We start from the raw sequence: 24295 nt of genomic DNA on the forward strand, positions 1-24295 counted from the left end.
TCTCGTTACACAAGATGAACGCATTTATTTTTTTGCAAATAAAAAAGCTAAGCTCATTAAAGCTTAACCGAAAAGGAGCGTAACAATTATTATGGAAGAAAGGATGGCTGCAAAATCCGCCAGCAGCCCAACCTTTATCGCATCGCCCATTCGCTTGATCCCAACAGCACCGAAATATACTGTAATGATATACAAAGTCGTGTCCGTGCTCCCTTGCATGGTGGCTGCCAGTCGACCGATCAACGAATCCGCTCCATGCATTGAAATTAAATCGCTCATAATTCCTAACGAAGCTGTTCCAGAGATGGGCCGAATTAACGCCAGCGGAACAATTTCCGCCGGGACGTGGATAGCTTGAAACATCGGTTTTAACAGGTCCATAAAAAAATCGAGAGCCCCTGAAGCGCGAAAAACAGACACTGCCACGAGCATGCCGACAAGATACGGAATAATGGAAAAAGAAATTTCGATTCCTTCTTTTCCACCTTCAACAAACGCTTCATAAGTTGGAATGCGTTTAAAAGTCCCGTACAACAAAATAAAACCGATGATCAATGGGATCAGCCATATCGAAACAGCACTAATGAACACCATCGTTATTCTCCTTTTCTTTTTCGTAAATAGTAAAAATAGCGGTCAATCATAATAGCGGCTATGGTAGCACAGAAAGTCGACAGAAGCGTTGGCACGACAATATCAGTCGGATTATGCGAACCGTATGTCATTCGTATAGAAATTACAGTTGTTGGAACAAGAGTCAATCCAGTTGTATTTAATGCTAGAAAGGTGATCATGCTTCTGGACGCCTGGTCTTTATTTTTGTTCAATTTTTTCAACTGCTCCATCGCCTTAATTCCCAACGGTGTAGCTGCGTTTCCTAGCCCAAACATATTGGCGAGCAAGTTTGACAGCATGTAGCCCATCGCAGGATGTTCAGGAGGAACATCAGGAAAAATTCTCCTCATCAGCGGTTTGAACAGATTCCCTAGCTTTTCTAACAGACCGCTTTTCTCCGCAATATTCATTAAGCCTAACCAAAATACAAGCACGCTGATGAAGCCAAAGGCAATGGTGACACCCTCTTTTGCACCTGAAAAGACGGCTTTATTCACTTCCTCCATTGTTCCGTTGAACATTGCAAATACGACGCCGATCAAAGTTAAGGCAACCCAAATAATATGAATCATGCGGAAACACCCAGCATATCAAAAAATAGATCGATCATCTTTCCAAACCAGCCATGCGGAGGCTTTACATCACCGTTTTCAAAATAGATCGGCACTTCTTCAATCGTTTCGCCATCGAGCAACACTCTCAATGTTCCTACTTTTTCTGGAATCTTTTCAGGATGGTTCTTCCACGAAGCCTTCGGTTTTGCTAGGAATAAACGGATGTTTATTTTGTTTTTTTCTTCCTCCATCAGCGGATAAACAATGTCGCGATTAATGAAGATGCGGTCTTTGTAAAACTTGTTGTCAATGGCAAGGTATCCTTCTTTTTTAATCGTCACCTGATCATATTCGCTGAACGCGCTGTTAAACATTGACATATGGTCGTTCCAATCATCGGGAGCATTTAGCGTAACAGCAATTAAATGTAAATCATCTTTTTCCGCAGTGGAGACTAATGTTCTATTTGCCCTCTTTGTGTACCCGGTTTTACCGCCTGTACAATATTCATATAAACTTAAAAGTTTGTTTTTATTTTTCCACTGAAACCCGTCTTTTTTATAAACTTTTGTTCCAAATATTTTGCGGAACGTTTCATTTTCCATAGCGTATTTCGTTAAAAGAGCCATATCATATGCGGTAGAATAGTGGTTTTCGTGATCATCCAAACCGTGCGGGTTGGCAAATTCAGTATTTGTCATGCCGATTTCCTTCGCTTTTTCGTTCATCATAAATACGAAACCATCTAAACTGCCTCCGACAAATTCAGCAATCGCCACCGCAGCGTCATTTCCGGACCTTAGCATAAGACCATAAACCAAATCTTCCAGCTTCACCTTTTGCTTTTGCTTAAGATATATGGAAGACCCTTCAGTTCGGACAGCGCGGTCGCTGACAGTCACATTTTGATCCATTTTTCCTGATTCAATTGCTAAAATCGCCGTCATGATTTTCGTAATGCTTGCAATGCGCATTTTTTTATGTGGGTTTTTTTCAAAAAGGATGCGGCCGCTTTCTTGATCCATTAATATGGCGCTTTCTGCACTAACTTCAATCGTATGCGTTGCATGAGCTGTCGGGATAAAAAAATGGCCTATCAATATAAAAAGAATGAATACATTAATACGTGATGTCCATTTGTTCATTAATGCTTTCACGTCCCTTTATTCGATTCGTTTTGTACAAGTTTATGCAAAGAAGACAACCGTATGAACGGAATTTGAAAGAATGTGAAATAAAAATAAGTCTCAGACTGCCGCCTGAGACGACTTACAAGTTATTTAATTTTTCAAAGAATAAATCCGCCTCTTCTTGAATAAAATGCTCTTCATTCTCGATCTCTGTCAATGAAGGCAATTCTTCAATCGTTTTTAATCCGAAATATTCAAGAAACTCTTTTGTCGTTCCGTATAAAATAGCTCTTCCCGCTCCCTCTTCTCTGCCGACTTCCTTTATAAGCCCTTTCGCTGAAAGGGTCCGGATCGGCCTTTCTGACTTTACCCCTCTAATTTCTTCTATTTCAATCCGGGTAATCGGCTGTTTATAAGCGATAATGGCCAATGTTTCAAGAGCAGCCTGAGAGAGTGATTGGTTCATAGGAGTTTCCATCAGCCGCTTTAAATATGGTGCATGCTCCTTTTTGGTTGTGAGCTGGTAAGCCCCTGCTACTTCTACAAGATCGATCCCCCGTTCTTTTTTTTGGTATTCCTCTTTTAAATCTTCAATAATGCTTAAAACCGTCGCTTCGTCAATTTCAAGAACGGAAGTTAATTGCTTGACGGAAAGGCCTTCGTCCCCAGCCGCAAATAAGAGCCCTTCCAAAATGGATTTCCATTCAATAATCCCTAAACTCATGCAGCTTTTCACTCCCGTAAATATAAATTTCTGAAAAATTATGTTCTTGTTCAACATGAACGTATTCATTTTTCATCAGCTGAAGCAAAGCTAAAAAAGTCACGACCATATAATCTTTCCTGTCAGCTGAAAAGAAATCGTGAAACGCTTTTTTCTTTTTCGATGCCTTCAGTTCCATGATCATTTCCTTCATTCGTTTTTCAATCGGAATTTCTTCTTTTGTTACGGTTCGCTCGATAGGCTTTTCGATTTTTTTTCGTTTTAACATTTTTTGAAAGGCAGCGATCATATCATAAACCGTTACGTTTCCCTTTTGTAAAATCGGCTCTTTTTCCTCCAAATATTCGCTCAAGTCGCTTGGAGGTTTCGTATAGACAAGCGCCCGTTCACTTTCCAGTTTTTTCAGCTTTACTGCCGCTTCTTTATATTTCTTGTATTCAATTAAACGGGTAACAAGCTCATCTCTCGGATCGGACTGCTCTTCTTCAATGATTTCCTCGTCAGACCACTCTTCCTCCTGTCTTGGAAGGAGCATTTTGCTTTTAATCGACAATAATGTGGCTGCCATCACTAAATATTCACTGGCAACATCCAGCTCAAGCTCCTGCATCGTGTGAATATATTCCATATACTGTTCTGTTATTTCGCTGACAGGGATATCATATATATCAATTTCTAAACGATGAATTAAATGCAAAAGCAAATCTAACGGACCTTCAAAAGCTTCTAACTTTACTAGATACATTACCTGATCATCACCCTCGATAAATGGCTAATTTTTAGTATAGACCAATAGAAAAATACATCCAATACTCTTTTTCAACAAAGCTCATTTTTGTTTATTTTTAAATCAGGCATGAATACTTTCTTTTTTGCAGCCATTTTCATAAACTATAACATATATAGTAGAAAAAAGGAGTTTTCTCAATATGTACCCACCTGAATATATTGAGTTTTTATATCATTTTCATTGTGACCGGGATTATTTTGAATGTCATGAAATTTTAGAAGAATTGTGGAAAAAAGATCCTAAAGAAGAGAGAAAACAAATCTGGGTCGGGCTCATACAAATTGCCGTTAGCTTTTATCATTACAGGAGAAAAAATTTCAATGGTGCAAAGCGGATGATGAAAAATGCTATTCGCATTTTAAAAAATGAAACGGCGTCTCTTAACAAACTCGGTTTGGATGATGAACAGCTCTTACATATTTTACAAAACACTTTTGGTCGAATTCAAAAAAGAGAACCATATAAAAGCATTCAGCTGCCGATTTTTGATCAAAACCTTTACGAAATTTGCTTAACAACAGCAAAGGAACGAGGAAAAACGTTCGGTGAGCCTAGCGATATTTCAAACGTTTTTTTAATACATAAACATAAAACAAGGGATCGAACGGACATCATTGAGGAGAGATTGAAAAATTGGCATAAAAAACAATCATGAATTTTCATTCACAACCCTGGCATGAAAATGGATATTTCTTTCCCATAATGTAGATAACACAAACAGTTAACAATACGTAGGCTTTTATGGTGGATGATACCCTGAATAAAAAACTGTTTGAGTGGATTTGGTGAACAACCCATTGTTAGCTCATTCATTTGGAATGATGACTACGTACAGAAAAATGCTTATATTTCAAATTCACTCGCTGTTTGTGAATCTACTTTATGGGAGGGATTATATTGGATGTACTGATGACACGTTGTGCAGGATTAGATGTACATGCTGAAACAATTGTTGCTTGTGTCATGATTGGCGAACAGGACGATGAATTATTCATTGAAACAGAAACTTTCCCCACTTTAACAAAGGATCTCTTTCGTTTACTAAAGTGGTTGGAAAACCATGGCATTACGCACATTGCGATGGAGAGTACTGGAGTTTATTGGAAACCTGTTTATAACATTTTGGAGGATTACTTTGATATTACATTAGCGAATGCTCAAAGAATCAAGAATGTCCCTGGAAGAAAAACAGATGTTTCGGATGCAGAGTGGATTGCGAAGTTATTGCGTTATGGACTGATTGAAAAAAGTTTTGTTCCACCAGAAGATATACGAAACCTTCGTGATTTAACTCGGCTTCGTAAAAAATGGATCGGCCATTTGACTTCAGAAAAAAATAGGATTCTGAAAGTATTAGAATGCTCAAATGTTAAACTAAATTCAGTTATTTCAGATGTGTTTGGTGTTTCTGGAAGAAAACTTCTATCCAAATTAATTCAAAATGGATATGTTGATTCCATTGATGTAGAAAATAGTATTCACGGAAGAATGAAGCACAAAAAACAAATGATTACAGACTCTTTATTCGGTACTTTAAACGATCATCAAATCTTTCTAATCAAACAATCTTGGCAACACATCGTTTATTTAGAATCATTAATCAGCCAAATCGAGGAAAGAATAGATGAAATTCTGAAGAATTATAAAGAAGAAGTGGAGTTATTACTAACGATTCCGGGTATTAAAAAGGATTCCGCAGCAATTATTATTGCAGAGATTGGGGTGAACATGGAACAATTTCCTACCTCTCAACACTTAGCGTCTTGGGCCGGAGTTGCTCCAGGAAATCATGAAAGTGCAGGAAAACGAAAGTCAACTAAAACGACTAAAGGGAATCCTCATATCAAAACTGTACTGTGCGAAGTAGCATGGGCAATCTCTAGAAGTAGGAATCGTTGGTTAGCTGCTAAATATTGGTCGATTGCTGCAAGAAGAGGAAAGAAAAAAGCACTCGTTGCCATATCGCATCGAATGCTTCGAATCATTTACTCTATGCTAATTAATAAGGAGCCTTATAAAGAACCTTTAATTAATTAGTATAACCAAAGAAGAATAAGTTTAAACAAAGTTACCTTCCATTAGGTAGCTCTGCTTTCTTATTGTCTTTTTTAGGTTATTTATATATTACCCTCAATAGATTGAAGCTATTCATGGGCTAAGTGGAATTAAATTATTTTCACAGAAAAAGAAAAAGAAGAGAGTGATCAGCTCTCTTCTTTTTCTAATTGTTCTGGTCGCATTTTTCAAAAAAGGATTGAATTTGTTCGCTAGGAATAACATGTTTATCTTTATATAGCTCTTTTACGGCATTGATCATTTTTTTGCCGATTCCTTGGTGACGATGGGACGGGTTTACGCAAATATGCTGAATTTCCACTATTCCTTTATCTTTCAATTCAACGCCGATCACTCCGATAACATCTTCTTCCTTCCATAAGAAAAGCTGCCAATTTTCGTCATTTTCATACGTTTTCATCGTTTGCTGGAGCTGCTTTAAATCCTTTTCACTCGGCATAAAGGAAAGAAGCCCCATCGCAATTTTTTCAAAAGCTTTCTTATATCGAACTAACATGCTGGATCCCTCGTTAATATATAACATTCTTTCAAGAAAGATTTTATGGGCAACTAGTGTTGAATCCCATTTATCATATTGCTCTTAACATTATATACATTTTCTTATGAATTTTAAACTGTTTTCTTTAAAGTTGGGCGAGAGATTTGATTAAATTTGCCATTTCAATTGCCGATAGTGCTGCGTCCCAGCCTTTATTGCCCGCTTTCGTTCCTGCTCGTTCAATCGCTTGCTCGATATTTTCCGTCGTGACGACGCCAAATATTACCGGCACTCCTGTTTGCAGAGAAGCGTTCGCAATCCCTTTTGCCGCTTCATTGCATACGTAATCGTAATGCGTAGTGGATCCACGGATAACTGTTCCTAAGGCAATGACCGCATCGTATTTTTTGGACTCAGCCAGTTTTTTGGATACAAGCGGGATTTCAAAAGCCCCCGGAACCCATGCAACATCAATGTCGCTTTCCGAAACGCCGTGGCGGATGAGAGCATCGATTGCTCCGCTTAACAGCTTGCTTGTAATAAATTCATTAAATCTTGATACGACAATTCCGATTTTCAAATCTTTTCCGACTAAATGTCCTTCTATTTTGTTTATGCTCATTAGTATAACCTCCCGCTAAATATGAAGTAGATGTCCTAGTTTCGATTTTTTTGTTTTCAAATATTTTTCATTATCCTTGTTTGCCGGTATTTCAATTGGAACCCGCTCCAATATTTCAAGTCCGTATTCTTGCATTTCTTTCATTTTTCTCGGATTGTTTGTCATTAAACGAATAGACTTGGCTCCAATATCCTTCAGCATCTGTGCTGCAACAGCATATTCTCTTTGATCCGGCTGAAAGCCGAGCTCCTCATTTGCTTCGACCGTATCATAACCTTTTTCTTGAAGCTTATATGCTTTCAATTTATTTATTAGCCCGATCCCCCTGCCTTCTTGGCGCAAATAGAGCAAAATTCCGCTTCCTTCTTTTTCAATTTCACTCAATGCAGAATGAAGCTGCGGGCCGCAGTCGCATCTGTGAGAATGAAAGACGTCTCCTGTCAGGCATTCTGAATGGATTCTAACTAAAACGGGATGCTCCGGCTTAATTTCACCCTTCACCAGCGCAATATGCTCTTTTCCATCATACAAGCTGGTATAACCGATGGCTTTAAAACGGCCAAAACCTGTCGGAAGCTCGATTTCCACTTCTTTTTTGATTAATTCCTCCCGTTTTCTGCGGTATTGAATTAAATCTTGAATCGTGATCATTTTTAAATTGTATTGTTCCGCTATTTCTTTTAATTGAGGAACCCGAGCCATTGTTCCGTCTTCATCAATAATTTCACAAATGACGCCAGCTGGAAAGCATCCTGCCAGCTTTGCCAAATCAACGGCTGCTTCCGTGTGGCCGGCTCTTTTTAATACTCCTTCGTTCTTTGCAATCAACGGGAAAACATGTCCGGGTCTTTTAAAATCCTCCGCCCTTGCATCCGGCTGAATGAGCGACTGAATCGTTTTAGCTCGCTCATATGCGCTGATTCCCGTCGTTGTTGTTTGATGATCGATGCTGACAGTAAACGCGGTTTGGTGCAAATCTGTATTTTCCGCTACCATAGGGTGAAGCTGCAAACGGTGCGCTAACGATTCCGTGATCGGCACACAGACGAGACCTTTTCCTTTTGAAATCATAAAATTGATCATTTCAGGGGTGGAAAACTCAGCTAGACCGACAAAATCTCCTTCGTTTTCCCGATTCTCATCATCCACGACAATGATCACTTTCCCCTGTTTTAAATCTGCGATGGCATCCTCAATGGAATGAAACATTATTCTATCACCTCTATTCACTGTAAAAACCGTGCTTTTGCAAAAAATCAACGGTAATTCCGGTTGGCGCCTCTTTGCGAGCAAACTTTTCTAAATATTTCCCGATCAAATCACATTCAATATTGACCTTATCGCCAATCTCCTTTTCCCCAATAATTGTTTCTGAATATGTGTGAGGAATAATCGAAATCGTAAAGGTTTGTTCTGTTAAGCCAAAAATGGTTAAACTCGTTCCGTCAACTGCAACTGAACCTTTTAATATCATGTAATAAAGCAAATCTTTAGGAGCTTTAATTTGATAATAAACAGCATTTTCCTTTCTTTCTTTTTTGACGATCGTGCCAACGCCATCAACATGTCCTGAAACGATGTGGCCGCCAAATCGGTCGCCAACGGCCATTGCCCTTTCCAAATTCACCTTTGATCCGGTTTTTAATGTACCTAATGTCGTTGCCGCCATCGTCTCAGGCATGACATCCACAGAAAAATAATTCGATTCAAAGTCGGTGACCGTTAAACAGACTCCGTTGACGGCAATGCTGTCGCCTATTTTTACATCTTGCAAAATGTTTTTTGCATAAATTTCTAAAATTACTGCTTGATTCGTTCCTTTTACTGATTTGATTTCCCCTATTTCTTCAATGATTCCAGTAAACAATCTTGTCCACCTCTTTTCGGAACGGAGACAATTTTCACATCTTCTCCTATTTTCGTAACGGACTGAATTTCAAATAAATGTGCCATGCTCATCTTTAATGCTTCATCGCCCATCACGGCTGATATTCCTTCAGGGTCTCCCAATATTTTGGGTGCAAAATATACGATTAATTCATTCACTGCTTCCGCTTTTAAAAATGAAGCATGGACTCTTGCTCCTCCTTCTACGAACAGGGAGGTGATGCCTCGCTCGCCTAATATTTTTAAAATATTTGGGATATTCCATTGATCATGTAAAGTCAACACTTCTATTCCTAATTTTTTCAGTTCCGCTTTTTTATTGAGATCCCCATCTTGGCAAATGACCCAAGTTTCTGCTTCCTTGTCAGTTATCACATTGGCATCCAGCGGAATTCGCAGATGGGTATCTAAAATAATCCGTATCGGTGTTCGTTTGCGATCCGGCAGCCGACAAGTCAGACTTGGATTGTCTTTTATAATTGTATTAACACCCACTAAAATGCCGTCGTGTATTTCTCTGTAACGGTGCACATCCTGTCTTGCTTCCTCTCCGGTAATCCACTTGCTGTCACCTGTTTTTGTAGCAATTTTCCCATCGAATGTTGCGGCATATTTTAATGTGACAAACGGAGTGTTTGTTTGAATGTAATAAAAGAAAACTTTGTTAAGTTCATGTCCATTTTTTTGCAATATCCCGGCTTCCACATCGATTCCAGCATCTTGCAAAGCTTTCACACCGCGTCCACTTACGAGAGGATTCGGATCCAAAGCAGCTACAACGACCCGTTTAATCCCTCTTTTGATAATAAGCTCAGAGCAGGGAGGAGTTTTGCCAAAATGACTGCAAGGTTCAAGCGTGACGTACAGTGTTGCACCTTTTGCCTTTTCCCCAGCCATATTTAAAGCATGAACTTCCGCATGGGGTTCCCCAGCCTTTAAATGTGCTCCAAACCCGATCAGTTCCCCATCCTTCACAACGACCGCTCCCACCAACGGGTTAGGGCTCGTTTGGCCGATTGCTTGTTTCGCTAGCTGAAAGGCAAATTCCATCCATTTTTCGTCATTCATAAAGGACACACCTCCCTTTTGTTGATTTCAAAACAAAAGCCCCGGGTTTGTTCCCCAGGGCTTGATGATCACTTTAACGAAAAGAAGGTATACTCAAATAAGAGTATAAAATCTGTTCTTTTTGAACAGTTTATACTCCTCACCTTCAAAAGTGATCCTTCTCCCATCCAGACTATACTGTCGGCTCTGGATTTTCACCAGATCCACCGCAAAGGCGTTCCGCCAATGCGGGTCACGGGCTAAAAAAGCTTAAAAGCTTTTATCACCGCCGGTCGGGAATTTCACCCTGCCCCGAAGGATGCATCATTCATTTTATGTTATTTTCAATGGGAAAAACGGCTGCTTCCTCTTGCTTCCCACCTTCCATTTTGAAGCATTCACGAGTTTTTGAAAAAGAAACAAAGTTGAAGAAAACAGCCAATTATTTTACTATTATCTCCCTTCAAACGGTCTTCTGTCAAGAAAGCAATCTTTGACCAATATGAAAAAGTGCCTTTTTAATATTATTCCTCTCCTACACTTGACCGCATCTACAAGAATTATATTATCAACTAAAGCTGAGCGGTATTCAGCTAGTCAGCAATGAACATCCAATAGACGAGTCCCCACATAATGCTCAATACAACAAGAACAATAAATAACATCCAGTTTTTCATTCTCATTTTGTACATCCCTTTCTATTTGAAAGAGGAATTTAATTTTCATACACTTCTACTTTTTTCATTACATCTCCGTTTTTCATGCTCAACACAGTTTCCATGCCTGAAGTTACTTGGCCAAAAACAGTGTGAACTCCATCCAAGTGAGGCTGAGGTTCATGAACGATAAAAAATTGACAAGAGCCTGTATCCCTGCCTGCGTGAGCCATAGAAATGGCGCCGGTTACATGTTTATGCGGATTGCCATCTGTTTCGCATTTGATCGTATATCCTGCATTACCAGTGCCGTTGCCATTCGGACATCCGCCTTGGCTTACAAACCCTGGAATAACACGATGAAAAGTCAAACCGTCATAAAAGCCTGAATTCGCAAGTTTTTCAAAGTTCTTCACTGTATTTGGAGCTTCATTCGGAAAAAGCTCAAATTCAATTTTTTCTCCGTTTTCCATTAAAATGTAGCCTTTTTTGCTCATAAAACAGCTCCCTTTCATGAAAAAATTTTCTCTTTATTTTATCATAGAGTAAAACATAAAATACAGATGAAACGTTTTAGTATATATATACGTCTTAAATGGTTGAAAGTTTTTGCACTCTATAATCATATATTCGAAGTCATGTTCGCTTAGGAGGTTAAGTGATGAAAAAAATCGTTTTATCCATATTACTTGCTATTGGGTTGGCAACACCAACTACTAGTTTTGCTGATTCTGTTGTTGGAGATGTTATTGTCACGTTAGGCAGCGATTTAACGGAGCAGCAAAAGCAGGATCTCTTAAAGGAAATGGGCGTACCAGATAACGTGCAAACGGTCACCGTGACAAACGAAGAGGAGCACAAATATTTGGGGGATTATATTCCGAAAGCGCAAATCGGTTCAAAAGCGATTTCTTCTTCCAAAATACAAATTGAGAAAAAGGGATCTGGTTTAGAAGTCCAAACAAACAACATAAACTGGGTCACGGATGAAATGTACTTAAATGCGCTCATGACAGCTGGTGTCAAAGATGCAAATGTTTATGTCACCGCGCCTTTTGAAGTTTCCGGAACAGCCGCTTTAACAGGGTTGATAAAAGCTTATGAAGTTTCGACTGATAAAGCGATCCCTGAAGACGTGAAACAGGTCGCCAACCAAGAGCTGGTGGAAACAGCAAAGCTTGGAGATAAGATTGGTGACGAAAATGCTTCGGCATTAATTGCAAAAGTAAAAGAACAGATGTCCGAAAACGGTGTTCCGAAAAATGACCAAGAGTTAAGAGAAATGATTGAACAAGCAGCAAAAGATTTGCAAATAAATCTTTCCGAAGATGATATAAACAATTTAATCCTCTTATTTAACAATATGATGAACGTCAATATCAATTGGGATGAAGTCGGAAACCAGCTTGACAAAGCAAAAGACAAAATTTCTAAATTTCTCGAATCCGAAGAAGGACAAAGCTTTTTGCAAAAATTGAAAGAATTCTTTTCTTCGATCATTGATGCCATCGCATCGTTTTTCCAATAATGAAAACGGCGTCTTCAACTAATGTTGAGACGCCGTTTTTCGTTTACGGTTGACCGACTTCCGCTTTTAAAGGCAAATCGAGACTGACTAAATCCTCGTATGTTTCCCTTTTGACGACAAGTCTCGCTTCGCCGTTTTCAACAAATACAACAGCAGGCCGAGCGATCCGGTTATAATTATTTGCCATAGAATATCCGTAAGCTCCCGTGCAAAAAACAGCTAATATATCGCCTGCTTTTACGGTAGGAAGGGATAAATCCCAAATGAGCATGTCCCCGCTTTCGCAGCATTTTCCAGCAATCGATACAGTCTCAGAACATTCGTCATTCATCCGGTTGGCAAGAGCCCCCTCGTATTTTGCCTGGTACAAAGCAGGCCGGATGTTGTCGCTCATCCCTCCGTCCACCGCAACATATTTGCGAATGTTAGGGACGACCTTTTGAGATCCTATCGAGTACAAGGTTGTTCCTGCATCCCCGACGAGAGAGCGTCCTGGCTCAATCCATATTTCAGGGAGAGGAATTTGAAGCTTCTCAGAGTATCCTTTCACAACTTCCACCATTTTTTCAACATATACATTCATTGGCAGAGGATCATCCTCTTTCGTATATCGAATTCCGAATCCTCCCCCTAAGTTTACAACTTTCGGAACAAACTGAAACTTCTCTTTCCAAATAGAAATTTTCCCAAAAATCTTTCCTGCTGCTAAAACAAATCCTTCAGTGCCAAAAATTTGCGAACCGATATGGCAATGGATTCCTAATAGCTGTAAATGCGATTGATTTTTTACAAGCTCAATCGCTTTTTCGATTTGACCATTATGAAGGTCGAATCCAAATTTCGAATCTTCCTGCCCGGTTGTAATGTAATCATGTGTATGTGCCTCGACACCCGGTGTAACGCGAAGCAATACCGAAACTTTTTTATTCATTTGCCGGCAAAGAGAAGATAAAACATCAATTTCATAAAAATTATCAATCACAATGCAACCGATATTTGCCTCCAGAGCCATCGCAAGCTCGTCGATGCTTTTATTGTTTCCATGAAAATGAATTTTTTCCGGAGGAAATCCTGCTTTTAATGCCGTATACAGTTCACCGCCTGAAACGACATCAAGAGAAAGCCCTTCCTCATTTGCAAGCTGCACCATTGCAATGGAAGAAAAGGCTTTGCTTGCATAAGCAACTTGATATGGAACTCCTAATGATTCAAATGTATTTTTAAAAGAACGGGCTCGTTCGCGAATGAGTGCGACATCGTATACATATAACGGTGTCCCATACTGTTTGGCAAGTTGAACTGTATCGACACCGCCGATTTCTAAATGCCCTAACTCGTTGATTTTACTTGTTCCCTGTAAATACAAAGACTAGCCCCCGCTTTCGTGAACGTAAAAGTTAAAAATACATTACCATAAAACATTTTCTCTTTCAAATTTTTTAAGGCTGCTTTTTTACGTTCTGCGGATGAACAATGCTTGGCCTTACTTTTATATGAGGCACCGACGATCTGACGATGATCTGCCAAAAGGCTTGAGGATTAAAAGGGATAAACGGCCATAAATAAGGCGTATTTAACGATCGAATGCTGGCAAGGAAAAGGATAAACAGGGTGCAACCGATCACTAATCCGGGCACTTTAAAGATCACTACTAATAGCAGCAATACAAAACGAACGATTTTATTGGCTACGCTCAATTCATAGCTCGGGGTTGCAAAAGTACCGACCGCCGCAATGGAAACGTACAAAATAACTTCCGGCGAAAACAAACCGACATCGATGGCAATTTGTCCTATGAGAACTGCCGCAATTAAACCCATCGCCACTGAAAGAGCTGTCGGTGTATGAATGGCTGCCATTCTTAAAAGCTCAATCCCTATGTCAGCAAGAAAAATTTGAACAACAATCGGAATATTTTTTTCTTTGTTTGGTCCGATGTAAGATATAGCCTCCGGCAGTAAAGACGGCTGCACTACATACAGCATCCAAAGAGGAAGCAAATAAATAGAAGCTAGCATGCCAAAAAAGCGCACCCATCTGACAAACGTTCCGACCGCTGGCGCCTGACGGTATTCTTCGGCGTGCTGAACATGGTGAAAAAAAGTAGTTGGCGTAATAATGACACTCGGGGACGTGTCAACAAGAATAATGACATGTCCTTCCAGCAAATGAACTGCAGCGACATCCGCTCTTTCCGTATAGCGGACAAGCGGAAATGGATTAAAGCCTTGCTTTACTAAAAATTCTTCAATTGTTTTATCTGCCATTGGAAGCCCGTCAATCTTTATCGTTTTTAACTCCTTTTTGATCACTTCAATTAATCCTGGATCCGCCACATCTTCCAAATACGCGATCGCAATGTCGGTTTTTGATCGCTCGCCGATTTTCATGATTTCATATCTCAGACGTTCGTCCCTTATTCTTCTCCGAATCAGTCCCGTGTTGACAACGATATTTTCCACAAAACCGTCACGTGCGCCGCGGATCACTTTTTCCGTATCCGGCTCTTCCGGCTGTCTTCCAGGATAGTTGCGGACATCGACAACAAAAGCAAAATCGCTGTCTTCGACAAAAAAAACGACTAAGCCTGACAACACTTGATCGACTGCTTCATCAAGCGTTTGAACCAATGTTACTTGCTGATGAACGAGACGGTTTTTGACAATTTCCTTTAAACGATTGGCTTCCGTTTCATGATCATTGATTTTCAAAAGCTCCTTGATCAGTTCGATGACATAAAGTGAATCGCAAAGTCCTGTCACATAATATAAATGCACTTGTTTTCCGAGAAGCGTAAATTTGCGCACGCCTAAATCAAAGCTTGTTCCTAAGCCAATATGATCTCGAAAAAATTTTTCGGTATCTTGCAGCTTGGGAGAGATTTGACTTTTTTCTTGATCGGTTAATTTCGTCATGCTATCGAATCCTTTCTCTTCATCATTCATGTTCAGCTCACCTTTTCCAGCCTTTCTATCTCTGTCTTTCAAAAACTACTCCGTGAGCTATGGCCGGGATCGATTCGTTCAGCTTGATCATCGTTTTACTTAACAGAGCCCCGGTTGCCACCATCAATACTCGTTTTAAATTTCCTTTTTTCATTTCTTGGAATATGTGACCGTAAGTTACAACTGCTGAACAAGCACATCCGCTCCCGCCGGCAAATGCTCTTTGTGCTGGATGAAAAATTAACAGCCCGCAATCTGAATGGTTGCCTCGGATGTCGTACCCATCCTCAAGCAATAATTCCTTCAGCTTCGGACTGCCGACTCCCGAAAGATCGCCGGTAAGAATTAAATCGTAGTCAGAAGGAGTCCGATTTAAATCACGAAAGTGCTGCTTAATTGTATCTGCAGCTGCCGGCGCCATTGCGGACCCCATATCATAAGGGTTTTTCCTGCCAACATCGATCACCTTGCCGATCGTTGCAGCCGTTATGGCAATCTCACTTTCGTCTTTGCTGATTAATACAGCACCTGCCCCTGTTACGGTTGTCGTCGCTGTTTCTGGTTTTTGTCCGCCGAAATTCGTTGGATGCCGAAACTGCTTTTCAGCTGCGCCATAATGGCTGCTTGTGGCAGCGATAATTTTGTTCGCGAACCCCCCATCGATCAGCGCGCATGCCGTAGCGACTGTTTCCATTGAAGTCGAACAGGCCCCGTACATACATAACAGCGGAATATTGAGCATTCTAGCTGTATAGTTCGATGTAGCATTTTGGTTCAATAAATCCCCCGCCAAAAACAAATCAATATCCTCTTCCTTTAATTCAGCTTTTTTTAAACAGCAACTGATCGCCTGCTCCATTAAATTCCGCTCGGCCAATTCCCAAGACGGCGCACCGCAGTACATATCATCAAAATGAGCATCAAATGTTTCCTTAAGCGGTCCTTTCGCTTCCTTCGGCCCAACGACAGTTGCCGTTTTATTGACAAACAATTTATGCTGAAACACCCATGTTTGCTTTCCCGTTAACCGCATCATGCTATGTTTCCTCCGATCATATGACAAATTGCCTTTACAGACCAGCAAAATAAAGCCAATGAAACAAAGAGCCGCAAATTTTTCCTAAAACGATCGCCATCATCAACATAACGATTTTGTCATCAATGCCGATCCTTTTCGCTAATATCGGAAATACATTCAGCACTTCTGTTAATGCTGCCGCAAGCATTCCGACAAATATTCCGTAAAGGAGACCGATCGGGATAAACCAATAATGCGAAGCATGCAAATAGACGGGAGAGAGGCTGAACCAACCACCGGACACGGCGCCAAGAATAACAGCCCATTCATACAAACGAATCCATTTTATTGTCTTCGTCAGTTGCATGAGTCTTGGAATGATTCCGAGAACAGATAAAAACGCAACAAATCCACACCCGACAGCCAAGCCCTCTGCAAACCCCGTAAACAAAAGCATGAACCATTTAATCATCATCATTTTTCACGCTTTCTTTGTTTTCGTTTATGGCGATGTATTGGTCGAGATCCATTTGATAATTAAAAATCTCGACTTCCAACGGACTCGGCTCTTCATTAAATTTCTTTTTAAAAACGTGATTAAAAAACAGAACCATTCCCAGCCCCAAACCGATGGAGTAGGGGATTTGCAAAATTAACGGCTTATCGATCTTATTGCCAGTGAAAAACTGATACAAATTGCGATGCATCCGCTGCATGCTGACATCTTCATGAAAGTTCATAATCGTTAAAGCCGATCCGACAAATAATAACAGCCATACAAGAAAAAAAAGGACGGGAGCAAATTTTTTTCGATGATTTTGAATTTCAACAATTGTTTGCGTCGGCCCAACAGGTTGGACATCAAGGGAAGGATCAATGGATTGGATTTTTTCTATGACGTTGATGACATCAATGACAACATATGTTTTATCTTTTGATTGAATTTGATGAATGATTTGATCCCCCATTTTGCTGATTAACGCTTCGTCTGCAATGATTTTCGCGATTTTATTAAGCGTGATCCTTTCGTTCGGTTTTGCCTGAATACGATGCTTTAGACGCACATAAACCGTTTTATTCACGCCCTGTCACATCCTACTTTTTTCTAATAGTATGAAACGTTCGCCACTCCCTCATGCAAAATGATCAAGACCATTTATTTCCAATCGAGTAGGAGGGAGCGATTAACTCCCGTCCTCTCACACCACCGTACGTACGGTTCCGTATACGGCGGTTCAATTAAGATGATTGACGCAAGTCTTTATAACTTCCGTGAATAGCTGTTCTCTTTATGCCAGTGGTCACTCCACCCTCCAAGAGGTCTCCCACGGGATTCACCGCTTCCTTCCTCAAGTGAGGTACTACGTTTTCTGTGTTCATCATGACTCACTGAATGCCAAGGGCTATTCTCTCTTAATTGTTCGGTCCTTCTTAGTAGTTCTAAACCAACTAATACTATGACCTCTGCTGACTTCTGACGGTTCAGCTACTTATCACTAAGTAGGTTATGAAGCGTATTTCACCTATCCGCCAGACCTCCCCGGGTAAGTACATGCACTTTCACACCATCTATCCGCCTCATTTACTCGATATGACCTTCGACAGAAAGAGCTTTGTTTTGTTTGGCAAACTCACTCAATCATACCTAGCCTTATATGAGGTTCGTGTTCCTCGGACCGGTGTTTTGCCTCCAGCTTCCTTCAGATTCCGCGTCACCACGGACACCCTTGCTCTTGGCTAACCTCTACTTCTGTCTTCGGGGTTCGGGACTTACACCCTATAGTTCATGTACATGCCGGGCGCACCAAAAAAAGACCAAAGAGCTATCCGCTCATTCGGTCTTTCATTTGCTTTAATATTTTCTTTTCCAGTCTGGACACCTGAACTTGTGAGATTCCTAACCGTTTTGCGACTTCCGACTGTGTTTGATCTTTATAATACCGCAAATAAACGATCAGCCGCTCCCGCTCGCCTAAATCGTTCATAGCATCTTTTAATGCTATTTGATCAAACCATTTTTGCTCATTTTGATCTGCAATTTGATCCAGCAATGTAATCGGATCGCCATCATTTTCATAAACCGTTTCATGGATGGAGGAAGGTGCACGTACAGCTTCTTGTGCAAGAACGATATCTTCAGGTGAAATATCTAAGTAGTCAGCGATCTCCCCTACTGTTGGCACCTTGCCAAGTGTTTTGGACAGTTCCTCTCTAGCCCGTCTAATTTTATTTCCGAGCTCTTTTAATGAACGGCTCACTTTTACTGTTCCGTCATCCCGGATGAATCGTTGAATTTCTCCTATAATCATCGGAACAGCATAAGTGGAAAATTTAACATCATACGACAAATCAAACTTATCGACCGATTTCACTAAGCCAATGCAGCCGATTTGAAATAGATCATCCGCCTCATAGCCTCGGTTTAAAAATCGCTGCACAACTGACCAAACGAGCCGCATGTTTTTTTGGATAAGCAAATCGCGGGCTGCCTGATCGCCTTGCTGGCTTCTTTTAATCAAATCCCTGACTTCCTGATCCTTCAATTGTCCATTCGAATGTTCGTTCTTGACCTCCACATCCATAAGCTAATCTCCTTAATTACATAAAGCTTTGCTTTTTGTAAGATGTTTTGTTAATCGAATGATTGTGCCTTTATTTTTTTCCGATTCTATTTTCACTTCATCCATAAAATTTTCCATGATGGTAAATCCCATTCCTGAGCGCTCCAGCTCAGGCTTTGTTGTAAAAAGCGGCTGTCTAGCTTCTTCAATGTTGTCAATTCCTACCCCTTCATCTCGAATCGTCAAATGAACGATATGGTCCTCTAGCGTGCAGGAAATATACACAATACCGTCAGGATTATTTTCATAACCGTGAATGATCGCATTTGTCACAGCTTCGGAAACTACTGTTTTGATTTCGGTTAGTTCATCGATCGTCGGATCTAGCTGTGCGATAAAGGAAGCTACAGCTACTCTTGCAAATGATTCATTTTGACTTACAGCGGAAAATTGAAGCTTCATTTCGTTTTTCATGACGCCACCCCCAACGTTTGCAAAGCCGCTTTCTCTGTCTCGGCCAGATGAATAATTTTAAATAAACCTGACATGTCAAAAAGACGCTTTACACTCGGGGAGATGGCGCAAACAATCATTTCACCGCCGAGATGTTTTATTTGCTTATAACGCCCGAGAATCACTCCAAGTCCAGAGCTATCCATAAAAGTTAATTGTTCTAAATTTAATAAAATATGTTGAATAGAGTTATTTTCGATGGCATCATTGACTTTTTGCCGAAGTTCCTCTGCTGTATGGTGGTCGAGCTCCCCTGACAGACGTATCAATAACACGTTTTCTTTTACTTCAAGGTCAACCGCTAGACTCAAGATCATATTCCTCCTTCAACTATGATATTGAATCTTTCGAGTTGACCTTTCATATTTCCTGCCTGAAGACAAAACTAGTGGAATTTCGCCAAAAATATCATTTTTCGGCCTTCGTCCATTCGCCTAGAACCCTTTTGAACAGCTTCCACCAGCTCGCAACGCGAACATCTTGTTTAGCTACAAGCTTGCTTTCAGCAAAAACCTTTCCATTCTTTTTCAGCACGAGGGTTCCAAGCTCATCCCCTTTTTTCACTGGCGCTACCAGGTGGTTTTTAAACATAATTTCTTGTTTAATATCATCAATGCTTTCGCCCTTTTTGGTTATAATGGAAACAGGCTCCGAAGTGATCAGCTGTACATCTTTATCGCTTCCTTTGCTCAGTTTTGCTTTTGTCACCACTTCGTTTCGTTTAAACAGAGGATGGGTTTCATACTGGGAAAAGGCATAGTCTAACAGCTTCGTGATTTGAGCATTTCGATCTTTTGGCGTTTTAGCTCCAAATACAACAGCAATCACCCGCATATTCCCTTTTTTGGCTGTTGCCGTTAAACAGTATTTCGCTTCGTTTGTATAACCTGTTTTTACACCGTCAACTCCGTCGTAAAATTTCACAAGCCGATTTGTATTGACCAACCAAAATTTTTTGTCTGTTCCTTCTCGCAAATAATCCTCATATGTTCCCGTAAATTTCGTAATTTCTTCATATTTTAATAGCTCTTTGGCAATAACCGCCATGTCCTTTGCCGACGAATAATGTCCTTTTGCAGGTAATCCGGTCGAATTTTTAAAATGCGTATTTTTCAGACCGAGCTCTTTCGCTTTTTGATTCATCATGGATACAAACTGTTCTTCTGATCCTGCAATTCTCTCCGCCATCGCGACAGACGCATCATTGCCGGAAGCAATCGCAATTCCTTTTAATAAATCTTCCACTGTCATTTCTTCCCCAGGCTCCAAAAAGATTTGCGATCCCCCCATGGATGCTGCATATTCGCTCGCTCTTACTTTTTCATCCATTTGAATCTTTCCTTTATCAAGAGCTTCCATAATAAGAAGAAGCGTCATGATTTTCGTCATACTGGCGGGCGGCAGCGGTGTATCTGAATTTTCTTCATATAATACTTGACCTGTATCCCGCTCAATCAATATAGCCGATTTCACTCCATCTACTAGTTTGACATTTTTTTCTTCTGCCCACGCAGCCGTTGAAACCCCAAAAAAAAGAACAAATGTTGCCATGACAGACAGTAGTAATTGTTTCATTTCCACATCCTCCATTCCTCATATGTAACTGCAATCTAATCTAATGAAATGTAAAAGACTCTAAAAATGAAATGAGAATGAATTTTTACTGGTAAAATTATCTGTATAAAACCCATTTTTTCCAATTATTAAAAAGTTATACAAAAAAAGAATCGGGTAATCCCGATTCTTTTTTCTTTTCTAATTTGTTATTGTTTCATAAATAAGGACAGGCTGTTTTGTTTTGTTTTTCGAAATTTTAATGCTGTCGTATAAAGTTTGTTTCACCTTTTCAATATCTTGTTGATTGCTGTAAATTGTAACGAATGTTTCTCCCTTTTTTACGTAATCGCCTATTTTTTTATGGAGGATGAGGCCGACTGCCAAATCAATTGCAGCATCTTTCGTCGCTCTTCCGGCACCAAGCCACATGGCGGCAGTCCCGACTGCATCAGCTGCAATTTCGTTTACATAGCCTTCTTCTTTCGCCTTTAATTCGAATGTATACGAAGAATGCGGCAATTTTGATGGATCGTCCACAATTGAGGCATCTCCCCCTTGGGCAGAGACAAATGTTTTAAAAGTCTCTAAAGCTTTTCCTGAAGCAATGGATTGCTCGAGCAGTTTACGCGCTTTTTCTAAACTGTCTGCTTTTTCCGCCATATACACCATATAGCTGCCAAGCGTTAAACATAGTTCAGTTAAATCTTCAGGACCTTCACCTTTTAATGTATCAATCGCTTCTTGGACTTCAAGAGCGTTTCCGATCGCAAACCCTAACGGCTGACTCATATCGGAGATCACGGCAATCGTTTTTTTGCCGACGTTTTCCCCTATTTTCACCATCGCTTTTGCCAGTTTTTTTGATTCTTCTATATTTTTCATAAAAGCGCCCGATCCGGTTTTAACATCTAAAACAATGGCATCCGCTCCGGCAGCGATTTTTTTGCTCATGATGGAGCTGGCAATAAGAGGAATACTGTTAACCGTCGCTGTCACATCTCTTAATGCGTACAGTTTTTTATCAGCGGGAGTTAAATTCCCCGTTTGTCCAACGACTGCAATTTTATTTTGATTGACGAGACGGACAAACTGTTGATTGTCTATTTCAACATGAAACCCCGGGATCGATTCTAGTTTATCAATCGTTCCGCCGGTATGGCCAAGACCTCTTCCGCTCATCTTAGCAACAGGAACACCAGCAGAAGCCACAAGCGGCGCAAGCACCAACGTAGTTTTATCGCCAACTCCTCCGGTCGAATGCTTATCCACTTTTATCCCTTTAATTTCACTAAGATCGATCTTTTCTCCAGAATCAACCATTGCCATTGTGAGCTCCGCCATTTCCTCTTCCGTCATCCCTCTAAAAAAAACGGCCATGGCGAAAGCGCTCATTTGATAGTCCGGAATCTCCCCGGTCGTATATCCTTCAATGATATAACGGATTTCTTTTTTTGTGAGCGCTTTCCCATCCCGCTTCTTCTCTATTAAATCGACCATTCGCATGCAAATCACCTTTTTCTACATTTTGGCTACGATGGATTTTACTAGCGCTATAAAATCAGCCCGAACCATTTCCGCCGTTTTCATGACTTCTTCATGCGTCAAAGGCTGTTTTAAAATACCCGCCGCCATGTTCGTAATACATGAAATGCCAAGCACTTTCATTTTGACTTGATTCGCCACTATCACTTCTGGAACTGTTGACATGCCAACTGCGTCTCCCCCGATCGCTCTTAACATCCGTATTTCAGCCGGCGTTTCATAGGACGGTCCAGTATTGGCAACATAAACCCCCTCTTTTATTTCGATGCCAAGCTCTTTCGCTGCTTCTTTTGCCAGCTGGATTAGTCTGCTATCGTACGCTTCCGACATATCGGGAAAACGGTCGCCAAGCTCAGGGGTATGTTCGCCAATTAAAGGGTTTTGCCCCATGTTGTTAATATGATCGGTAATCAGCATTAAATCACCTGGCTGATATGACTGATTGATCCCTCCGGCTGCATTTGTCACAATTAAGGAATGAATACCCAGCGCCTTCATGACTCGCACAGGAAATGTCACTTGCTTTACACTATACCCTTCGTAAAAATGGAATCTGCCTTGCATGATCGCTACTGTTTTGCCATTTAGCTCCCCAATTACGAATTGGCCTTTATGCCCTTCAACAGTGGAAACCGGAAAATAAGGAATGTCGCTGTATGGAATGGTTACAGCATCCTCCACTTCTTCAGCGAGAACTCCTAAACCTGATCCTAGAACGAGACCGATCTCTGGAGTTTGTTTGCATTTATCTTTTAAAAATTGAGAAGCCTTTTCAACTTCTTCCACAATTGACATTGATCAATCCCCCTGCTTCAATTCTGTTAAAAAGCTTGTTCCGTAATTTGGCATTTGCACGCCGAAATTTTCTGCAATGGTTGCTCCTACATCTGCAAATGTTTCTCTGATTGGCAGTTCTTTTCCTTTTGTATAGGTTGAATTATAAACTAACAGCGGAACATATTCTCTAGTATGATCCGTACCGTGGTGAAGAGGGTCGTTTCCATGGTCTGCTGTGATGATGAGCAGGTCTTCTTCCTTCATTTTTTCGAACACTTCAGGAAGACGAGCATCGAATTCCTCAAGCGCTTGTCCATACCCTTCAGGATCTCTTCTATGGCCGAATTTTGCATCAAAATCGACAAGGTTCAAAAAGGAAAGACCTGTAAAATCCCGGTCGAATGTTTGGATCAATTTGTCCATTCCATCCATATTCGACTTTGTCCGGATTGCATCTGTAATGCCTTCGCCGTCATAAATATCGGAAATTTTCCCAAGGGCAATTACATCAAATCCTCCGTCCTTCAACTCGTTCATAACTGTTCGGCCGAAAGGCTTTAAAGCATAGTCATGCCGGTTGGCCGTCCGTTCAAAATTCCCCGGCTCCCCGATAAACGGACGAGCTATAACGCGCCCAACCATGTACTTTTCATCCAAAGTCAGTTCGCGGGCAATTTGACAAATTTGATATAATTCGTTCAGAGGAATGACTTTTTCATGTGCAGCAATCTGTAAAACAGAGTCTGCCGACGTATAGACAATGATGGCTCCTGTTTTCATATGTTCTTTTCCAAGCTCTTCTATAATTGCCGTACCGCTTGCCGGCTTATTGCCAAGCACTTTTCGCCCGGTTCTTTTTTCAAGCTCCTCTATCAGTTCTTCTGGGAAGCCGTCTGGAAATACTTGAAAAGGAGAATCGATTTTTAACCCCATCAGCTCCCAATGACCAGTCATCGTATCTTTTCCTGCTGAAGCTTCTTTCATTTTTGTATAGAAGGCGAGCGGCTTGTCTGTCTTTGGAACACCTTTTATTTCACGTATATTCCCCAATCCGAGCTTCGCTAAATTCGGCAAATGCAAACCGCCGAGATGTTCAGCGATATGGCCAAGCGTGTCAGCACCTTTGTCGTTATAAAGCTCTGCATCCGGTGCTTCGCCGATTCCAACTGAATCCATTACAATTAAAAAGACGCGTTTATATGTATGCTGCATGTTAAATTCCTCCTGCCATTTGAAAGCGGTGATGATTATATTTTTTCCTAATACTTGCCGAAA

General features: G+C 40.7%; 26 protein-coding genes and 1 riboswitch. Of the genes, 3 read left to right on the forward strand and 23 right to left on the reverse strand.

The features are described from left to right. Positions 1-63: 63 nt before the first annotated feature. The 5 genes from NSQ44_RS11965 to NSQ44_RS11985 form a co-directional block, all read right to left on the reverse strand. Complete coding sequence (locus NSQ44_RS11965) at positions 64-594, reverse strand: spore maturation protein (RefSeq protein ID WP_063388630.1); 531 nt, start codon at positions 592-594, stop codon at positions 64-66. A 2-nt stretch (positions 595-596) separates the two neighbouring features. Next, positions 597-1187: a nucleoside recognition domain-containing protein gene (locus NSQ44_RS11970; RefSeq protein WP_327862954.1), complete on the reverse strand. Its 591-nt coding sequence runs from the start codon at positions 1185-1187 to the stop codon at positions 597-599. Further along, the gene (locus NSQ44_RS11975) at positions 1184-2314 is read right to left on the reverse strand and encodes a D-alanyl-D-alanine carboxypeptidase family protein (protein WP_340857147.1); all 1131 of its coding nucleotides are present in this window, start codon (positions 2312-2314) and stop codon (positions 1184-1186) included. Before NSQ44_RS11975 ends, NSQ44_RS11970 begins: the two co-directional genes overlap by 4 nt. A 124-nt stretch (positions 2315-2438) precedes the next feature. After that, the gene (gene scpB / locus NSQ44_RS11980) at positions 2439-3023 is read right to left on the reverse strand and encodes an SMC-Scp complex subunit ScpB (RefSeq protein WP_340857148.1); all 585 of its coding nucleotides are present in this window, start codon (positions 3021-3023) and stop codon (positions 2439-2441) included. Continuing rightward, the gene (locus NSQ44_RS11985) at positions 3004-3768 is read right to left on the reverse strand and encodes a segregation/condensation protein A (protein ID WP_340857149.1); all 765 of its coding nucleotides are present in this window, start codon (positions 3766-3768) and stop codon (positions 3004-3006) included. The genes scpB and NSQ44_RS11985 overlap by 20 nt, the downstream gene beginning before the upstream one ends. Before the next feature lie 184 nt (positions 3769-3952). Between NSQ44_RS11985 and NSQ44_RS11990 the strand changes: the two genes are divergently transcribed. Both NSQ44_RS11990 and NSQ44_RS11995 read left to right on the forward strand, forming a co-directional pair. Beyond that, entirely contained in the window at positions 3953-4468 is a 516-nt protein-coding gene (locus NSQ44_RS11990; protein ID WP_340857150.1) for a DUF309 domain-containing protein, read from the forward strand. Positions 4469-4710: 242 nt separating this feature from the next. Further along, positions 4711-5850: an IS110 family transposase gene (locus NSQ44_RS11995; protein ID WP_096549889.1), complete on the forward strand. Its 1140-nt coding sequence runs from the start codon at positions 4711-4713 to the stop codon at positions 5848-5850. 184 nt (positions 5851-6034) lie between these two features. Here the strand turns inward: NSQ44_RS11995 and NSQ44_RS12000 are convergent, their stop codons facing one another. From NSQ44_RS12000 to NSQ44_RS12025, 6 genes are all read right to left on the reverse strand, one after another. Next, entirely contained in the window at positions 6035-6385 is a 351-nt protein-coding gene (locus NSQ44_RS12000; protein ID WP_340857151.1) for a GNAT family N-acetyltransferase, read from the reverse strand. A gap of 127 nt (positions 6386-6512) precedes the next feature. After that, a complete protein-coding gene (gene ribH, locus NSQ44_RS12005) occupies positions 6513-6983 on the reverse strand; it encodes a 6,7-dimethyl-8-ribityllumazine synthase (RefSeq protein WP_063388660.1) in 471 nt (156 codons plus the stop codon). 21 nt (positions 6984-7004) lie between these two features. Next, the gene (locus NSQ44_RS12010) at positions 7005-8198 is read right to left on the reverse strand and encodes a bifunctional 3,4-dihydroxy-2-butanone-4-phosphate synthase/GTP cyclohydrolase II (RefSeq protein WP_340857152.1); all 1194 of its coding nucleotides are present in this window, start codon (positions 8196-8198) and stop codon (positions 7005-7007) included. 13 nt (positions 8199-8211) lie between these two features. Continuing rightward, positions 8212-8856, reverse strand: coding sequence for a riboflavin synthase (ribE, locus tag NSQ44_RS12015; RefSeq protein WP_094246158.1), 645 nt, complete (start codon positions 8854-8856; stop codon positions 8212-8214). After that, positions 8829-9944: a bifunctional diaminohydroxyphosphoribosylaminopyrimidine deaminase/5-amino-6-(5-phosphoribosylamino)uracil reductase RibD gene (ribD, locus tag NSQ44_RS12020; RefSeq protein ID WP_340857153.1), complete on the reverse strand. Its 1116-nt coding sequence runs from the start codon at positions 9942-9944 to the stop codon at positions 8829-8831. Before ribD ends, ribE begins: the two co-directional genes overlap by 28 nt. 151 nt (positions 9945-10095) lie before the next feature. Next, a riboswitch (FMN riboswitch) is annotated at positions 10096-10247 on the reverse strand. Positions 10248-10638: 391 nt separating this feature from the next. After that, positions 10639-11076: a peptidylprolyl isomerase gene (locus NSQ44_RS12025; RefSeq protein ID WP_063388640.1), complete on the reverse strand. Its 438-nt coding sequence runs from the start codon at positions 11074-11076 to the stop codon at positions 10639-10641. Between the two features lie 164 nt (positions 11077-11240). Here NSQ44_RS12025 and NSQ44_RS12030 point away from each other — a divergent pair, with 164 nt between their 5' ends. Beyond that, entirely contained in the window at positions 11241-12107 is an 867-nt protein-coding gene (locus NSQ44_RS12030) for a DUF1002 domain-containing protein (RefSeq protein WP_340857154.1), read from the forward strand. Between the two features lie 43 nt (positions 12108-12150). On the opposite strand, the gene lysA is transcribed toward NSQ44_RS12030, so the two are convergent. From lysA to deoB, 12 genes are all read right to left on the reverse strand, one after another. Beyond that, positions 12151-13473, reverse strand: coding sequence for a diaminopimelate decarboxylase (lysA, locus tag NSQ44_RS12035; protein ID WP_340857155.1), 1323 nt, complete (start codon positions 13471-13473; stop codon positions 12151-12153). Between the two features lie 73 nt (positions 13474-13546). Next, a complete protein-coding gene (locus tag NSQ44_RS12040; RefSeq protein ID WP_340858242.1) occupies positions 13547-15022 on the reverse strand; it encodes a spore germination protein in 1476 nt (491 codons plus the stop codon). Between the two features lie 55 nt (positions 15023-15077). After that, positions 15078-16085, reverse strand: a complete 1008-nt coding sequence (gene spoVAD / locus NSQ44_RS12045) for a stage V sporulation protein AD (protein ID WP_340858247.1) — start codon at positions 16083-16085, stop codon at positions 15078-15080. Between the two features lie 37 nt (positions 16086-16122). Beyond that, complete coding sequence (locus NSQ44_RS12050) at positions 16123-16545, reverse strand: stage V sporulation protein AB (RefSeq protein WP_340858251.1); 423 nt, start codon at positions 16543-16545, stop codon at positions 16123-16125. Beyond that, entirely contained in the window at positions 16535-17152 is a 618-nt protein-coding gene (locus tag NSQ44_RS12055; RefSeq protein ID WP_063388643.1) for a stage V sporulation protein AA, read from the reverse strand. Before NSQ44_RS12055 ends, NSQ44_RS12050 begins: the two co-directional genes overlap by 11 nt. Before the next feature lie 741 nt (positions 17153-17893). Then, a complete protein-coding gene (sigF, locus tag NSQ44_RS12060; protein WP_063388329.1) occupies positions 17894-18652 on the reverse strand; it encodes an RNA polymerase sporulation sigma factor SigF in 759 nt (252 codons plus the stop codon). Positions 18653-18664: 12 nt separating this feature from the next. Continuing rightward, positions 18665-19105 carry an anti-sigma F factor gene (gene spoIIAB, locus NSQ44_RS12065; RefSeq protein WP_063388330.1) on the reverse strand — a complete coding sequence of 147 codons (441 nt, stop codon included), beginning with the start codon at positions 19103-19105 and terminating at the stop codon, positions 18665-18667. Next, positions 19102-19455: an anti-sigma F factor antagonist gene (spoIIAA, locus tag NSQ44_RS12070; protein ID WP_063388331.1), complete on the reverse strand. Its 354-nt coding sequence runs from the start codon at positions 19453-19455 to the stop codon at positions 19102-19104. The genes spoIIAB and spoIIAA overlap by 4 nt, the downstream gene beginning before the upstream one ends. 97 nt (positions 19456-19552) lie before the next feature. After that, the gene (locus NSQ44_RS12075; RefSeq protein WP_063388332.1) at positions 19553-20719 is read right to left on the reverse strand and encodes a D-alanyl-D-alanine carboxypeptidase family protein; all 1167 of its coding nucleotides are present in this window, start codon (positions 20717-20719) and stop codon (positions 19553-19555) included. Between the two features lie 180 nt (positions 20720-20899). Then, positions 20900-22204, reverse strand: coding sequence for a pyrimidine-nucleoside phosphorylase (locus NSQ44_RS12080; RefSeq protein ID WP_340857156.1), 1305 nt, complete (start codon positions 22202-22204; stop codon positions 20900-20902). Positions 22205-22219: 15 nt separating this feature from the next. Beyond that, positions 22220-23038 (reverse strand): purine-nucleoside phosphorylase, encoded by an 819-nt coding sequence (locus NSQ44_RS12085; protein ID WP_340857157.1) that lies wholly within the window; start codon positions 23036-23038, stop codon positions 22220-22222. A gap of 3 nt (positions 23039-23041) precedes the next feature. Continuing rightward, complete coding sequence (gene deoB / locus NSQ44_RS12090) at positions 23042-24232, reverse strand: phosphopentomutase (protein WP_340857158.1); 1191 nt, start codon at positions 24230-24232, stop codon at positions 23042-23044. Positions 24233-24295 lie beyond the last annotated feature (63 nt).

Source organism: Aeribacillus sp. FSL M8-0254 (genome assembly GCF_038008845.1).
In the GTDB taxonomy this organism is placed as follows: domain Bacteria; phylum Bacillota; class Bacilli; order Bacillales; family Aeribacillaceae; genus Aeribacillus; species Aeribacillus composti.